15 protein-coding genes are annotated in these 15644 nt (G+C 71.7%); 9 read left to right on the forward strand and 6 right to left on the reverse strand.

All coding sequences use genetic code 11. From position 1 onward, the window contains the following. Nucleotides 1–26: 26 nt before the first annotated feature. From E3N83_RS04170 to E3N83_RS04185, 4 genes are read right to left on the reverse strand one after another with little or no spacing between them, the layout of a single operon-like run. The gene (locus E3N83_RS04170) at nt 27–1202 is read right to left on the reverse strand and encodes an LLM class flavin-dependent oxidoreductase (protein ID WP_151082109.1); all 1176 of its coding nucleotides are present in this window, start codon (nt 1200–1202) and stop codon (nt 27–29) included. Between the two features lies 1 nt (nt 1203). Next, entirely contained in the window at nt 1204–2229 is a 1026-nt protein-coding gene (locus tag E3N83_RS04175) for an ABC transporter substrate-binding protein (RefSeq protein WP_151082110.1), read from the reverse strand. After that, a complete protein-coding gene (locus E3N83_RS04180) occupies nt 2226–3053 on the reverse strand; it encodes an ABC transporter ATP-binding protein (protein ID WP_151082111.1) in 828 nt (275 codons plus the stop codon). The genes E3N83_RS04175 and E3N83_RS04180 overlap by 4 nt, the downstream gene beginning before the upstream one ends. Next, a complete protein-coding gene (locus E3N83_RS04185) occupies nt 3041–3865 on the reverse strand; it encodes an ABC transporter permease (protein ID WP_151082112.1) in 825 nt (274 codons plus the stop codon). Before E3N83_RS04185 ends, E3N83_RS04180 begins: the two co-directional genes overlap by 13 nt. An 88-nt stretch (nt 3866–3953) precedes the next feature. Here E3N83_RS04185 and E3N83_RS04190 point away from each other — a divergent pair, with 88 nt between their 5' ends. The 5 genes from E3N83_RS04190 (at nt 3954) to E3N83_RS04210 (ending at nt 7057) form a co-directional block, all read left to right on the forward strand. After that, complete coding sequence (locus tag E3N83_RS04190) at nt 3954–4481, forward strand: SseB family protein (protein ID WP_151082113.1); 528 nt, start codon at nt 3954–3956, stop codon at nt 4479–4481. Nucleotides 4482–4697: 216 nt separating this feature from the next. Continuing rightward, nucleotides 4698–5435, forward strand: coding sequence for a translation initiation factor IF-3 (gene infC, locus E3N83_RS04195; protein ID WP_151082114.1), 738 nt, complete (start codon nt 4698–4700; stop codon nt 5433–5435). A 149-nt stretch (nt 5436–5584) separates the two neighbouring features. Next, nucleotides 5585–5779: a 50S ribosomal protein L35 gene (gene rpmI / locus E3N83_RS04200; RefSeq protein ID WP_151082115.1), complete on the forward strand. Its 195-nt coding sequence runs from the start codon at nt 5585–5587 to the stop codon at nt 5777–5779. A gap of 89 nt (nt 5780–5868) precedes the next feature. Beyond that, on the forward strand, nt 5869–6252 hold the full coding sequence (gene rplT / locus E3N83_RS04205; protein WP_151082116.1) for a 50S ribosomal protein L20: 384 nt from the start codon (nt 5869–5871) through the stop codon (nt 6250–6252). A gap of 7 nt (nt 6253–6259) precedes the next feature. Further along, nucleotides 6260–7057, forward strand: coding sequence for a TrmH family RNA methyltransferase (locus E3N83_RS04210; RefSeq protein WP_151082117.1), 798 nt, complete (start codon nt 6260–6262; stop codon nt 7055–7057). Nucleotides 7058–7082: 25 nt separating this feature from the next. Here E3N83_RS04210 and E3N83_RS04215 read toward each other — a convergent pair whose 3' ends face one another. Further along, on the reverse strand, nt 7083–7724 hold the full coding sequence (locus E3N83_RS04215; RefSeq protein ID WP_151082118.1) for a MerR family transcriptional regulator: 642 nt from the start codon (nt 7722–7724) through the stop codon (nt 7083–7085). A 217-nt stretch (nt 7725–7941) separates the two neighbouring features. Between E3N83_RS04215 and E3N83_RS04220 the strand changes: the two genes are divergently transcribed. From E3N83_RS04220 to E3N83_RS04235, 4 genes are all read left to right on the forward strand, one after another. Then, entirely contained in the window at nt 7942–8985 is a 1044-nt protein-coding gene (locus E3N83_RS04220) for a sensor histidine kinase (protein WP_238343061.1), read from the forward strand. Nucleotides 8986–9079: 94 nt separating this feature from the next. Then, nucleotides 9080–10183 (forward strand): phenylalanine--tRNA ligase subunit alpha, encoded by a 1104-nt coding sequence (pheS, locus tag E3N83_RS04225; protein WP_151082119.1) that lies wholly within the window; start codon nt 9080–9082, stop codon nt 10181–10183. 1 nt (nt 10184) lies between these two features. Continuing rightward, nucleotides 10185–12665, forward strand: coding sequence for a phenylalanine--tRNA ligase subunit beta (gene pheT, locus E3N83_RS04230; RefSeq protein WP_151082120.1), 2481 nt, complete (start codon nt 10185–10187; stop codon nt 12663–12665). A gap of 160 nt (nt 12666–12825) precedes the next feature. After that, the gene (locus tag E3N83_RS04235; protein ID WP_238343062.1) at nt 12826–14772 is read left to right on the forward strand and encodes a M3 family metallopeptidase; all 1947 of its coding nucleotides are present in this window, start codon (nt 12826–12828) and stop codon (nt 14770–14772) included. 56 nt (nt 14773–14828) lie between these two features. On the opposite strand, the gene E3N83_RS04240 is transcribed toward E3N83_RS04235, so the two are convergent. Beyond that, nucleotides 14829–15623, reverse strand: a complete 795-nt coding sequence (locus E3N83_RS04240; protein ID WP_151082121.1) for a maleylpyruvate isomerase family mycothiol-dependent enzyme — start codon at nt 15621–15623, stop codon at nt 14829–14831. Nucleotides 15624–15644 lie beyond the last annotated feature (21 nt).

The following is a 15644-nucleotide window of genomic DNA, read 5'->3' on the forward strand; positions in this document are numbered from 1 at the left end:
AGCCTCGGCGCCCGGCGTGCGAGAGGTCAGGACGCGGCCCGGGCCGGCTCCGCGAGACCCTCGACGGAGCGGTCCGCCAGCAGACCGCGCCGGCGCAGCCGCGGCATCACGCCCTCGGCGAACCAGTACGCCTCCTCGACGTGCGGGTATCCCGAGAAGATGAACTCGTCGATCCCCAGGTCGTGGTAGTCGGCGATCCGCTCGGCGACCTCGTCGTGGCTGCCGACCAGGGCGGTCCCGGCACCCCCGCGGACGAGCCCGACCCCGGACCACAGCCCCGGCGAGACCTCCAGCTCGTGGGCGTCGGCGTACGTCGTTCCCGGTGTGCGCAGCGCGAGCATCCGCTGCTGCCCCGTGGACTCGCTCGTCGCGAGGGCTTCTTGTGCCCGGGCGACGACCTCCGGGTCCAGGCTGTCCAGCAGCCACTGGGCGTGCCGCCAGGCCTCCTCGCTGGTGTCGCGCGAGATCGTGTGCAGCCGGATGCCGAACCGCAGCCGACGGCCCCGCGCTGCCGCCAGGCCACGCATCCACTCGATCTTCTCCGCGACCTGCTCGGGCGGCTCGCCCCAGGTCAGGTAGACGTCGGCATGCTGGGCCGCCACCTCCCCGGCCGGCCCGGAGGAGCCACCGAAGTAGATGTCCGGCTGCGGCCGCACGCCTCCGTTGACCAGCGCGCCGCGGACCCGGAAGTGCCGGCCGTCGTAGTCGAACGGCGGCTGCTCCCAGGTGCCGCGCACCACGGCCAGGAACTCCTCGGTGCGGCCGTAGCGTTCCTCCTTGGGCGCGTCGTCGCCGAACCGCGCCTGCTCGACGGGCTCGCCACCGGTGACGATGTTGAGCATCAGCCGGCCGCCCGAGATCCGCTGGTATGCCGCGGCCATCTGCGCCGCCAGCACCGGGTTGATCACGCCGGGCCGGAACGCGACCAGGAACTTCAGGGTCCGGGTCTCCCGGAGCAGCGCCGCGGTCACGAGCCAGGCGTCCTCGCAGAAGGTGCCGGTCGGCGTGAGCACCCCTTCGAAGCCGAGCTTCTCGGCGGTGCGCGCCACGTCGGCGAGGTAGTCGATGGAGGGCTCACGGACGCCGTGGACGGCGGCGTCCCGGATGCCGGCTCGCACGTCGTGCGGCACTCCCTGGCCGGCCCCGACCAGGGACCGGCTGTCGCCGGAGGTGGGCAGGAACCAGTGCAGCTTGACCGTCATGTCACTTCCCGGTGGTGTCGTTGTTGAACTCGCCGGTGAAGTACGACGAGATGTCGATCTGGCTGGGGATCAGCTTGTTCTCGGCGAACGCGTCGGCCATCGTCTGCTCCGAGTCGATGACCTTCTGGTCGATCGGCACCAGCTGCACGTCGCGCTTCTTGTTCGCGGCCAGGGTGATCGAGTCGCTCAGGCCCGTCTCCTTGGCCCAGACCTTGGACCAGGCGGACTTATGGGTCTGCGACCAGGTCTGGGCTTTCGCGATCCGGGACAGGTAGTCCTTCAGGGCCGCGGTCGTGGCCTTGTCGGCGAGGGCGTCGTCGGAGGCCACCTGGAACGAGTAGCCGTTGACCAACCCCTGGCCCGTGGTCAGGACCTGGGCGTTGGAGTCGTGCTCCGCCTGTGAGGTGTAGGGCTCCCAGATCGCCCAGGCGTCCAGGTGGCCGGACGAGAACGCGGCTGCCGCGTCGGCCGGCTGGAGGTTCTGCACCTGGACGTCGCCGTACTTCAGGCCGGCCTTCTGCAGCTGTGCGAGCAGGTTGTAGTTGGCCGAGCTGCCCTCGGCCACGGCGACCTTCTTGCCCTTGAGCTGGGACACGGAGGTGATCGGCGAGCCCTTGGGTACGACGATCGCGTCACCGGTGCCGCCGTACGTCGCGCCCTGCACCACCTTGAAGCGGCTCTTGGCCGCAGCGGCGAACAGGGGCGGGGTGTTGCCGACCCCACCGACGTCGATCGCCCCGGCGTTGAGGGCCTCGAGCAGCGGTGGACCTGACGTGAAGGTCTTCCACTGGATCGTGTAGGGCACGTCCTTCAGCTCGCCGGCGGCCCGGAGCAGCGACTCGGAGCCGCCCTTCTGGTCGCCGACGACCAGGGTGACCTTGGACAGGTCGACCGAGCCGTCGCTGCGCACGGCGGCCTCGTTGCCGTTGGCGGCACCGCTGCAGCCGGCCAGTGCGGTCGCGCCGACGACCGACGCGGCCACGGCCAGGACGGTCCGGCGGGTGGTGGAGATCCGGGGGATGCTCATGCTGCTCCTTCTGCGTTGTTCTTCAGGGGGTTGCGCTTCGGGTTCGGGGGGAGCGGCCTGACGCCGAGGGCCTGCAGGACCTCGGCGCGGGCCTGCGCGATCTCGGGCTGGGACGGCGCCCGGTCGGTGCGCGGCAGGCTGATCCGCCACGACCGGGAGAGCCGGCCCTCGTCCATCACGACGATCCGGTCCGCCAGGGCGAGGCCCTCGTCGACGTCGTGGGTCACCAGCAGGACGGCCATGGAGTGTCGGCGCCACAGCTCGATCACGAGCTGGTGCATCTCGATCCGGGTCAGGGCGTCGAGGGCGCTGAAGGGCTCGTCGAGCAGCAGCAGGGACGGGTTGCTGACCAGCGCGCGAGCCAGCGAGACGCGCTGCGCCTGCCCACCGGAGAGCTCACGGGGCCAGGCCTCGGCCTTCTCGGTCAGCCCGACCTCGGCCAGGGTCTCGTCGGCCCGTCGGTTGCGCCGGCGGCTCTCGGGCGACTGGAGGAGGGCCAGGGCGACGTTCTGCCGGACCCGCTTCCAGGGCAGGAGGCGAGTCTCCTGGAAGGCGACGGACGTCCGGCCGTGCACGGCGACCTCGCCGTCAGGTACCGGGTCGAGCCGGGCCAGGCTGCGCAGCAACGTGGACTTCCCGCAGCCGCTGCGGCCGAGCAGGGCGACGAACTCACCGGGCTCGATGTCCAGGTCGATGTCGCGCAGCACCTGGTTGCTGCCGAACGAGCGGTTGTGGGCTCGCACCTGTGCGACGTAGGGGGAGTCCCCGACGGTGGTGGCGGCCCCGGAGCCGCGGTGGGAGGGGGTGTCGTTCAGGCGCGCCATGCGAGGGCCCTTCTCTCGAGGTAGCGGACGGCCGCGTCGGTCGCGAGACCGAGCAGGCTGTAGACGACGAGACCGACGACGATCACGTCGGTCTGCTGGAACTCACGGGCCTGGTTGATCATGTAGCCGAGCCCGGAGTCGGCACTGATGGTCTCCGCGACGATCAGCGAGAGCCACGCGATGCCGAGGCTCTGCCGCAGTCCGACCAGGGTCTGCGGGAGGGCGCCGGGCAGGACGACGTGGCGGATCCGTTGGGACCAGCTCAGCCCCATCGCCTGCGCCGCCTCGCTGGTCTTGCGGTCGATGCCGTGGATGCCCGCGAGCGTGTTCAGGTAGAGCGGGAACGTCGCGCCCAGCGCGATCAGGGCGACCTTGGGCTGCTCCCCGATCCCCATCCAGAGGATGAACAGCGGGATCAGCCCGAAGTGCGGCAGCATCCGCAGCATCTGCATCGGCGGGTCGACGGCGTCCTCGCCGATCCGGCTGAGCCCGGCGACGACCGCCAGCAGCACGCCGATCGTGGCGCCGATCGAGAATCCGACCAGCACCCGCTGCACCGAGACCAGGGTCGCGCTGCCGAGGGTGCCGTCGCGGACCAGGCCGGCGGCGGTGTGGGCGATCTGGTTCGGCGAGGCGATGGTCCGCTCGGAGAGCACCCCACTGCTGCTGAGCAGCTGCCAGACGGCGACGATGAGCACGGGGGAGACCCATCGGCGCAGGAAGGCGAGCCGCGACCGGCTGCGCCCCTGCCTGGCCGACGGCCCTCCGGCCCGAGGCCGGTCGAGGACCGGCACGGAGAGAGATGAGGTCATGTCGAGTATGTCTACCGAATTACATGACTTAACTCAAACCGACCCTCCGGAGGTCCCGGGATCCGGCCGGTCGCGAGAGGATGTGGGCATGGCCGACGAGCACGCGTCACCCGCGGCGGGTCGGCAGATCCCCGACCCCGGCTTCGCGGGGGACGACGGTGCCGCCGAGCCGCGCCTGGCCGCCGCCCTGGCGTCGTACGCCGGTGCCGGGGAGGACGGCCTGGGCGTGTTCCTGGTCCTCCAGCACGCCCGCCTCCTGGTGCCTGTCGTCGCGGTCCTCGGCGAGGTGGAGCACGACGCCTCCGGTCTCGCCCACGACAAGACCAGTGACATGGCGACGGCCCTGCTGACCGGGGCGGACGGCCGTCAGGCAGTGCTCGCGTTCACCAGCCTGGAGAGCCTCGGCAGGTGGCGGCCCGACGCCCGCCCGGTCCCGGTGCCGGCCATCCTGGCGGCCCGCTCGGCCGTCCAGGAGGGTGCCTCCGCGCTCGTCGTCGACGTCGCCGGCCCGACGTCGTACGCCGTCGAGGGCGACCTGCTGGAGGGCCTGGCCCGCGGGTGGCCGTTGGCCCGGACCGCGGACGGCGCCTACGCCTGGGTCGAGCCTGTGGAATAGGCAAGCCCTCCCGATCCTTGTATCGTGTGTCACGACCGACAGGTTCCACCCCGGTGGAGCCGGTCAGACAAGTGGAGGCTCGCTCCCACCCGCATCGACCGCAGCACTGGCAACAGGGCACAGGTCGTCGGGTCCGGTCCGCACCGTGGGTGCGACGTACGCCGTCGACCCTTCGGTGCAGCCTGAGCCTCCGCGCGTCGCGCGGGGGCTCTCGTCGTGTGCGAGGTCCTCCCGTGGCGGTCACCCAGCCGTTCGACCCATGGAGGACACATCAGCACCGAGCTACGCATCAACGACCGGATCCGGGTTCCCGAGGTCCGGCTCGTCGGACCCAACGGCGAGACCGTCGGCATCGTCCCCACGGGCGAGGCACTCAAGCTGGCCCAGGAGGCGGACCTCGACCTCGTCGAGATCGCCCCGATGGGCAAGCCCCCGGTCTGCAAGCTCATGGACTACGGGAAGTTCAAGTACGAGAACGCCCAGAAGGCCCGTGAGGCCCGTCGCAACCAGACGAACGTGATCATCAAGGAGATGAAGCTTCGTCCCAAGATCGACGCGCACGACTACGCGACCAAGAAGGGTCACGTCGTGCGGTTCCTCAAGGCCGGCGACAAGGTCAAGATCACGATCATGTTCCGCGGTCGCGAGCAGCACCGCCCCGAGCTGGGCTTCCGGCTGCTGCAGCGGCTGGCCGAGGACGTCACGGAGCTGGGCTTCGTGGAGTCCGCGCCCAAGCAGGACGGCCGCAACATGATCATGGTCCTGGGGCCGCACAAGAAGAAGGCCGAGGCCAAGGTGGAGATGGAGGCGGCGAAGGCCGACCGCATGGCCGCCCGGGCTGCCGAGGTCGCCGAGGAGCGCGAGGAGCGCATCGCCCACAACGCCGGGCAGGCCGTGGCCCAGAAGAAGGCCCACGGGCGGAGCGAGAACCTCGACCCCGAGATCGAGGCCTGAGCGCTGCGAAGGGCTCGATCGAGAAGAACGAGGTCGCACCCAGTTTTCGGGGACATGTGCAGTGCCTGCACCAGGCAGTGAGTCCCCACCACAGCACGACGTGGGCCGCCCGCCGCGACCACACGACGTACCAAGAGGAAGAGAGCACCATGCCGAAGAACAAGACGCACTCCGGCGCGAGCAAGAGGTTCCGGGTGACCGGCTCGGGCAAGATCCTGCGCGAGAAGGCCGGCAAGCGACACAACCTGGAGAAGAAGGCCTCCAAGGTCACCCGTCGCATGACCGGCACCACCGAGGTCGCCAAGGCCGACGTCCCCCGCGCGAAGAAGATGCTCGGCCTCTGACTCACCCCGCATCGGTGGTCGAGCGGAGTCGAGCTTTGTATCGAGCGACGTCGAGATGACCACTGGCACGAACCTGAAGGAGACACACCATGGCACGCGTCAAGCGGGCAGTGAACGCCCACAAGAAGCGTCGTACCACCCTCGAGCGCGCCAGCGGCTACCGCGGCCAACGCTCGCGCCTGTACCGCAAGGCCAAGGAGCAGGTCACCCACTCGCTGGTCTACAGCTACCGTGACCGCAAGGCGCGCAAGGGCGACTTCCGCCGGCTCTGGATCCAGCGCATCAACGCTGCGGCCCGCGCCGAGGGGATGACCTACAACCGCTTCATCCAGGGTCTCAACCTGGCCGGCGTCGAGGTCGACCGCAAGATCCTGGCCGAGCTCGCCGTCAACGACGCGCCCGCCTTCTCGGCGCTGGTCGCGACCGCCAAGGCGGCCCTGCCCGAGGACGTCAACGCGCCGAAGGCGTCCTGAGGCCCTCGTGCCGGACGCGCCCCTGACCGCGGGGAACACCCGGGTCAAGGAGGCGCGCAAGCTCAGCCGTCGTTCGGTTCGCGCCGAGCGACGGCTGTTCCTCGCCGACGGCCCGAAGGCCGTCGAGGGGGCCCTCGGCGCGGGCTGCGTGGTCGAGATCTTCGGGACCCCGCCGGCCCTCGAGGAGTACGCCGCGCTGGTGGCGACCGCCGAGCGGCGGACGGTCGTTGACGAGCGGGCCCTGGCCTCGCTCAGCGAGAGCGTGAGCCCGGCCGGGATCGTGGCCGTGTGCTCGTTCCTCGACGTGGCCCTGTCCGACGCCGTGACCACCGCGCGCGACGGCAGCGGCCTGCTGGTGATCTGCGCCGACGTCCGCGACCCCGGCAACGCCGGGACCTTGCTGCGCACGGCCGACGCGATGGCGGCCGACGCCGTCGTGCTGGCCGGTCACTCGGTCGACGCCTACAACGCCAAGACCGTGCGGGCCAGCGTCGGCAGCCTGTTCCACCTGCCGGTGGCCCTCGAGCCCGATCCGGTGACCGCCGTGCGCACGGCTCGTGAGTCGGGCCTGACCGTGCTCGCCGCCGACGGCGGCGGCGAGCTCGACCTCGACGACGCCGGCGGGATCCTGGCCGGTCCGACGGCCTGGCTCTTCGGGAACGAGGCCTGGGGCCTGCCGGTGGAGCTGGCGGCCCTCGCCGACCACCGGGTCCGGATCGCGATCCCGGGTCGCGCCGAGAGCCTGAACCTGGCCACCGCGGCGGCGATCTGCCTGCACGAGAGCGCGCGGACCCGCCGGCGCTGAGCCGTGGGCGTCCGGCCGGGTCCCCTCACCCGTCGTCGGTCGACCCACGCGTCAGCCGCGCGTGGTGGTGCTCGTGCCCGAGCTGGCGCAACAGGATGAACACCTGCCCGTAGACCACCGATCCGGTCACCATGTCCTCGAGCAGGTCGGCCCGGTCGCGGCTCTCGTCGATCATCGTGATCTCGGTCCGGGCCAGCTGGTCGGCCAGCCCGGCGTAGTAGCTGAGCACCTCCACGCTGGCCCCCAGGGGCCCGGGCGCGTTGAGCAGCGTGACCAGGGACTCCAGCCGCTGCCGGTCGACGGACTCGGGCCGGATCGCGTCCCAGCCGACCGCGTCCAGCACCGCGTCCACGATCTGCGTCGAGGCCGGGTCCCGGCTCCCGGGCTCCGGACCGGCCGTGATCACGTCGGCGGTCACGGTCATCACGTCGTGGATCGGCAGGTCCTCGTCGTCGAGGGCGTCCATCACCTGCCGCAGGTGGGAGACGGGTACGCCGCCGATCTCGCGGAGCAGCCGCAGGATGCGCAGCCGGCGTACGTGCGACTCGTCGTACTCGGCACGTCGCGGGGCGGTGGTCTCTCCGGGCGGGAGGAGACCTTCGCGCAGGTAGTACTTGACGGTCGCCACCGGGACGTCGGCGCGGGCGGCAAGCTCTGAGACCTGCATGGTTTGCACCCAATTCGATGGCAAAATCGCGGAAATCCTGCGAAATCGGTTGTGCAGGGTTGGATAGCGGAACTATCCTAGTCCTTGTTCGCAGGCACGTGCGGCGAACACCCGGACGGGCCCCACGGGGGAGGGGCTGTCCACCAACGTTGCGGGGCCGGCCCCACCGGGGGGAGGGGCCGCCCCCGACATCGTCTCTCTGACTAGGCTGCCCGTCGTGGACGTGTCCCCGGAGGCGCTGGACGCGCAACGCGCGGTCGACTCGCTGCCCGACGGCGTGGTGATCGCCGACGGTGCGGGCCGGGTGAGCCTGATCAACGACCGCGCCGCCGCGATGCTGGCGCTCGACGGCGAGGCCGTCGGGCGGCCGTTGGTCGAGGTCCTGTCGGTGACCAACCAGGACGGCGTCGGCTGGGTCGAGTGCGTCAAGCCGTACGACGGCCTGGTCACCCGCACCGGGGTCCCGGAGCAGTCCTGGGTGCTCCCCACCGGCGCCGAGGTGCTGCTCACCGCCCGGATCCGGCGCGCGCCCGGCCACGGGCCGGTCACTGAGGTCGCGGTGAGCATGCGTTCCGGGCGCGCCCGGGCCCGGCTCGACCGCGACCGCTCCGACCTGGTCGCGACGGTGGCCCACGAGCTGCGCTCGCCGCTGACCGGTGTGAAGGGGTTCGTACAGGCGCTGCTGAACCGCTGGGACCGGCTCAACGACGACCAGAAGAAGCTGATGCTGACCACCGTCCACGCCGACTCCGACCGGCTCAGCCGGTTGATCACCGAGCTCCTCGACGTGGCACGCCTGGACACCGGCCGGCTCTCGATGCACCAGCGGCCGTGCGACGTCGGGCTCCTGACGCAGCGGGTGATCGAGAGCATCCGCGCCGGGGCGCCGCACCGCATCGACTACCGCGCCCCCGAGGGGCTGCCGCCGATCTGGGCAGACCCCGACAAGTTCACCCAGGTGCTGACCAACGTGCTGGAGAACGCCATCCGGCACGGCTCGGAGCCGGTCTCGGTGACCGCGGCCATCGAGGGCGAGATGATCGTGATCCACGTCGACGACTCCGGCGACGGCATCCCGCCGGACACCCGGCGTCGGGTGTTCACCAAGTTCTGGACCACCGGTCAGCGGGGCGGCTCCGGGCTCGGGCTGTACCTCGTCAACGGGCTGGTCCGCGCCCACGGCGGCACGGTCACCATCGAGGACGCGCCCGGCGGTGGCGCCCGGATCACCATGACCTGGCCGGGCTCCTACGGCGCGTGATCCGTCTCGCCCGCGAAACCCCGTCGCCGGGCTCGCGCGGCCCTTCCTAGACTTGCCCCCGCGAGACCCACACCCAGCACCTCGAAAGGCACCCATGTCGGGCCCGAACACCGAGTACGACCCGGTCGAGGTGACCCCGCTCGGAGCCGAGCAGGTCGCCGCGATGCGGGACGAGGCGCTGGCCGCGATCGCCGCGGCTCCGGACCTCGCCGGGCTCAAGCAGACCCGTCTGGACCACGCCGGTGACCGGTCCCCGCTCGCCCTGGCCAACCGCGAGATCGGTGCCCTGCCGCCGCAGGCGCGCAAGGAGGCGGGCCAGCGGGTCGGACAGGCCCGCGCGGCCGTGACGCAGGCGCTCACCGAGCGGACCGCTGTGCTCGAGGTCGCGGCCGAGGAGCGGATGCTGGTCGAGGAGACGGTCGACGTGACCCTGCCGACCGCCCGACGGCCGCGCGGCTCCCGGCACCCGATCACCTTGATGTCCGACTACATCGCCGACCTGTTCGTCGCCCTGGGCTGGGAGGTCGCCGAGGGGCCGGTGCTGGAGGCCGAGTGGCTGAACTTCGACGCCCTCAACCTCGGCCCCGACCATCCGGCGCGGACCATGCAGGACACCTTCTGGACCGAGCCCGCCTCCGACCACCTCGTGCTGCGGACCCACACCTCGCCGGTGCAGGCCCGCACGATGCTGAGCCGTACCCCGCCGATCTACGTGATCTGCCCCGGGCGGGTCTTCCGCACCGACGAGTACGACGCCACCCACTCGCCGATGTTCCACCAGGTCGAGGGGCTCGTGGTCGACGAGGGCATCACCATGGCCCATCTCAAGGGCACCCTCGACCACTTCGCCGAGCAGCTGTTCGGTGACGGGATCACCACCCGCTTCCGCCCGTCGTACTTCCCGTTCACCGAGCCGTCGGCCGAGGTCGACCTGGTCTGCTTCGTGTGCCGCGGCGTGGCCCCGACGGTGGACTCGTGCCGCACCTGCAAGGGCGAGGGCTGGATCGAGTGGGGCGGCTGCGGGGTGGTCAACCCGCGGGTGCTGGCGGCATGCGGCATCGACTCCAAGCGCTACCGCGGCTTCGCGTTCGGGATGGGGATCGACCGGTCCCTGATGTTCCGCACCGGCGCGGAGGACCTGCGGGCGCTGTTCGAGGGCGACGTGCGCTTCAGCGCGGCCTTCGGGACGGAGTGGTGAGATGAGGACCCCCGTCTCCTGGATCCGTGAGTACGTCGACCTGCCCACCGGTCTCGCCACCGAGGACCTCGCTCGCAGGCTGACCGCGCTGGGCCTCAAGCTCGAGGCCATCGAGCGACCGGGCGCCGACATCCGGGGGCCGCTGGTGCTCGGCCGGGTGCTGACCCTCGAGCCCGAGCCGCAGAAGAACGGCAAGACCATCAACTGGTGCACCGTCGACGTCGGTGCCGCGAACGGCACCGGCGAACCGCAGGGCATCGTCTGCGGTGCGCACAACTTCGCGGTCGGTGACCTGGTGGTCGTGATCCTGCCCGGGGGCGTCCTGCCGGGCGACTTCGCGATCTCGGCGCGCAAGACCTACGGCCACGTCTCCGCGGGGATGATCTGCTCGATGGCCGAGCTCGACCTCGGCGACGACCACGACGGCATCATCGTGCTGCCCGCGGACGCGGGAGACCCCGGAGACGACGCCCGGCCGGCCCTCGGTCTGGACGAGGAGGTCATCGAGTTCGAGATCAACCCCGACCGGGCCTACGCGCTGTCCCTGCGCGGCGTCGCCCGCGAGGCCGCGCTCGGCTTCGACGCGACGTACACCGACCCGGCGCTGCGCGACGTACCCCTCGCCAACGACCAGGGGCAGCCGGTCGTGGTCGAGGACCCCGTCGGCTGCCCGGTGTTCGTGGCCCGCACGGTGACCGGCTTCGACCCCGCGGCGCCGACACCGGAGTGGCTGGCCACGCGGGTACGGCTGGCCGGGATGCGGCCGATCTCGCTGGCCGTGGACGTCACCAACTACGTGATGCTCGAGCTCGGCCGCCCGATCCACGGCTACGACGGCGACAAGCTCCGGGGGCCGCTCGTGGTCCGGCGGGCCCGCGAGGGCGAGCGCTTGACCACCCTGGACGGCACCGACCGCGTCCTGTCCGGCGAGGACCTCGTGGTCGCCGACGACTCCGGGGTGATCGGGCTCGGCGGCGTGATGGGCGGCGCGGACACCGAGATGTCGGAGACCACCACCACCGTGGTGATCGAGGCCGCGCACTGGGAGCCGGTCGCGATGTTCCGCACCGGCAAGCGGCACCGCCTCACCTCCGAGGCCGGCAAGCGCAACGAGCGCGGTGTCGACCCCACGATCTGCGAGGCCGCGGCCGACCGGGTGGCCGAGCTGCTGACGACGTACGGCGGCGGGGTCGTCGACCCGGGCGTCACCGTGGTCGGCACGCCACCCTCGCAGCCGACGATCACCGTGTCGCGCGAGCTGCCCGGACAGGTCGCCGGGCTGCCGATCGACGGTGGCCGGGTCGTCTCCTGCCTGCGGGCGATCGGCGCCGAGGTCGACGAGGCTGCCGAGCTGCTCACCGTGGTCCCGCCGCCGTGGCGTCCGGACCTGACCGACCCCTACGACCTGGTCGAGGAGGTCGTGCGCCTCGTCGGCTACGACCAGGTGCCCTCGGTGCTGCCGACGCCTCCGGGCGGCCGCGGGCTGACCCGCGAGCAGCGGCTGCGACGCCGGATCGGTCGCACCCTGGCCCGGCTGGGCTGCGTCGAGGTCGTCACGTTCCCGTTCCTGGGCGACGACACGTTCGCCGCGCTCGGGCTGCCCGACGACGACCCGCGGCGGCACGCCGTACGCCTGGCCAACCCGATCTCGGCCGAGAAGCCGTTCTTCGCCACCACCCTGCTGCCCGGTGTGCTCGATGCCGCGGCCCGCAACCTCGGTCGAGGTGCGGCCGGGGTGTCGCTGTTCGAGACCGGTACGGTGGCCTTCCCGGTCGACCGCGGCCCGGCGCCGGTGTACGGCGTGGACTGGCGCCCGAGCGAGGCCGAGCTCGGCAAGCTCTTCGAGGCGATCCCCGAGCAGCCGCTGCACCTGGTCGCCGTGCTCTCCGGCGAGCTCGAGCCGCAGGGCTGGTGGGGGCCGAGCCGCCTCGCCGACTGGTCGGACGCGATCGAGATCGTCCGGTCGCTGGCCGCCGAGCTCGGTGTCAGCGTCCTGGTGGAGCCGGCGACCCGGATGCCGTGGCATCCCAGCCGCTGCGCCCGGGTGACGGTCGGCGACGGCGAGCTGGGGCACGCCGGGGAGCTGCACCCGCGGGTCTGCCAGGCCTACGGCCTGCCCCGTGGCACCGCCGCCCTCGAGATCGACCTCGACCTGCTGATCCGGCACGCCGTCGACACCCCGCGGGCCCCGTCGTTCTCCAGCCAGCCCCTCGCCAAGGAGGACGTCGCCCTCGTCGTCGACGCCGACGTCGCGGCCTCCGACGTCGAGGCGGCACTTCGCGAGGGGGCCGGCGACCTGCTCGAGTCGGTCCGGCTGTTCGACGTCTACACCGGCTCCCAGGTCCCGCCCGGGCGCAAGTCGCTGGCCTTCCACCTGCACTTCCGGGCCCCCGACCGCACCCTGACGGAGGCCGAGACCGGTGCCGCCCGCGACGCCGCGGTCGCGGCCGCCGCCGCCGCGGTCGGCGCCATCCAACGCTGAGTCGGCGCAAACAGGCACCAGATCACCGCCGAGTCGGCGCAAACGGACACGAGATCACCGCCGAGTCGGTGCACAGAGGCACCGTCACCCGTCGAGTCGGCACGACGATGCACGAACAACCCCGGCGACGACCTCGACCCCGGCCGGGTAGTTTCGGTCCGTGACCGATCTCGCCCCGCTGACCCTGCCCGCCGTCGACGCCGGGACGGAGGCGTGGTCGGCCTGGCTGACCGCCCGCACCACCGATCAGCTCGACGCCGCCCGCGCCCTGGTCGCGGACCTGAAGTCCCAGCGACCGCGCGAGGCTGCGGTGCTGCTCGAGCGATGGAACGACGTCAACCTCGCACTCGGCAACGCGTTCGCGGCGGCCGGGCTCCTCCAGCAGGTGCATCCCGACGAGGCGATCCGCGACCAGGCCGAGAGCGCCGAGACCGAGGCCCACCGCCTGCTGACCGATCTCTCGCTCGACCGCGAGGTCTACGACCTGATGGTGGTCGACAACGCGGAGCAGCGCACGTCAGGGCTGGACGACGACGCCGAGCGGGTGCGCAACTTCGCGCTGCGCGACTTCCGTCGCGCCGGTGTCGACCGCGACGAGGCGACCAGGGACCGGGTCCGCGCGATCAACGAGCGGGAGACCGAGCTCGGGCAGGTCTTCGGCCGGCACATCCGCGACGACGCCACGACGGTCCGGGTCCGCCCCGAGCAGTTGGCGGGGCTCCCGGAGGACTGGGTCGAGGCCCACCCGGCCGGCGACGACGGTCTGGTCGAGCTCAGCCTGGAGTACCCCGACGTCGTACCGATGCTCACCTTCGCCACCGACCGCGACGCCCGCGTCGCCGTAGCCTCCGCCTTCAGCAACCGGGCCTGGCCCGCCAACGACGACGTGCTGGTCGAGCTGATGGCCCTGCGCCAGGAGCACGCCGGACTCCTGGGGTACGACGGGTGGCCGGCGTACGACGCCGAGGTCAAGATGATCGAGACCGGCGACGCCATCGCCTCGTTCATCGACAAGATCAGCAAGGCCGCCGAGGCCTCCGCGCTGCGCGACCGCGACATCCTGCTCGAGCGCCTCCGGCAGGACCGCCCGGACGCCGAGGCGCTCGACGCCGCGGACACCCGCTACTACACCGAGCTGATCAAGCGCGAGCGCCACAGCGTCGACGCCCAGGAGGTGCGGCGCTACTTCTCCTTCGACCGGGTCCGCCAAGGCCTGCTCGACGTGACCGGACGGCTCTTCGGGCTCGGCTACGAGAAGGTCGACGTGCCGGTCTGGCACGACGACGTCACGGCGTACGACGTGTCCCTGGCCGGGGCGCGGATCGGCCGGATCTACCTCGATCTCCACCCCCGCGCCAACAAGTTCAACCACGCGGCGCAGTTCACGCTGACCGACGGCGTGACCGACCGCCAGCTCCCCGAAGGCGTGCTGGTGTGCAACTTCCCGCGCGGGCTGATGGACCACGACGACGTGGTGACGCTGTTCCACGAGTTCGGGCACCTGGTCCACCACGTGCTCGGTGGGCACCAGCGCTGGGCGCGCTTCGCCGGCGTCGCGACCGAGTGGGACTTCGTCGAGGCTCCCTCGCAGCTGCTCGAGGAGTGGGCCTGGGACGCCCGCGTGCTCGCTGACTTCGCCACCGACGACCAGGGCGAGCCGATCCCGGCCGACCTCGTCGCCCGGATGCGGCAGGCAGAGGACTTCGGCAAGGGCCTGCACGCACGCACCCAGATGTTCTACGCCGCGCTGTCCTACCGCATCCACCAGGACCCTCCCGCGGACGGTGCGGCGATCGAGGCGCTGTCGCGCCGGCTGCAGGCCGACTACTCGATGATCACCCCGCTGCCCGACACTCATTTCCATGCTGCGTTCGGTCACCTCGACGGCTACTCGTCGGGCTACTACACCTACATGTGGTCGCTGGTGATCGCCAAGGACCTGTTCTCGCAGTTCGACCGCGACGACCTCTACGACGCCGAGATCGCGGCGCGCTACCGCGACCGGGTGCTCGCCCAGGGTGGCCGTAAGGACGCGGCCGACCTGGTCGAGGACTTCCTCGGGCGGCCGTTCGGGTTCGAGGCGTTCGCGACCTGGCTCGAGGAGTAGTCCGCGACCGGCTGGTCGAGCCCCGGTGACGCCCGTGCCGACCGGGCGGCGTCCGACTAGTTGATCGGCTGGTGGACGACCGCCCGGAACCGGTCGACGATGCCCAGGTCGCCGGCGAGGTGGATGTCGGCTCCGTCGGCCCGCCGCCAGAGCCGTGCGTCGAGCGCCTCCGCCGTGCCGCTGATCACGGCGTCCGGCTCGACCCCCGGGTCGGTCACGACGTGGAGGTCGTCCTCGTCGTGCGCGATGCCCTCGGGGTCGGTGCCGTGGAAACGGCCGAGCTGGACCCACACGCTGTCACCGGTGTCGGTCAGGTCCACCCGCACGTAGTGGGGGAGCCCGGAGAACTCTCCCCAGGGCGGGCAACCGCCGTACATCACGTCGAGCACCTCGTCGACCCCGTCGGCGGCCAGGTCGGCCGGGAACGGCGTGACGGTGTGTGCGGTCAGCTCCGCGTCGCGTCGGTGGATCAGCGCCTCGTGCGCCTGGCGGCGGAAGATGAAGGCGACGTTCTTGTGATCGGGGTGCCAGGTCCAGGCGGCCTCCGAGGGGTCGGCGTCGGCGAGCGCGCCCACCAGCGCGGCGTACTGCTCGTCGTAGAACGACAGGAGCGCAGCGTGGTCGGCGGGCCGCTCGGGCTCGGGGTACTCGTCGGGTCCCTGGGGCCGGTGCTGCACCATCCAGGTCCACCAGTGCTGGACCTCGCCGAGGTGCCACAGCAGGTCGTCGGCGCGCCACTCGGGGCAGCTCGGCACGGGGGCCGCGGGGTCGCAGTCGGCCAGGGTGTCGCGGAACTTCCGCGACTCTGCCTCGATGTGCTGGAGGTACGTCGTGTGGTCGAGACGGGTCATCCCCCGAACCTAGCGAGCCCC

Source organism: Nocardioides cynanchi, from assembly GCF_008761635.1.
GTDB lineage: Bacteria > Actinomycetota > Actinomycetes > Propionibacteriales > Nocardioidaceae > Nocardioides > Nocardioides cynanchi.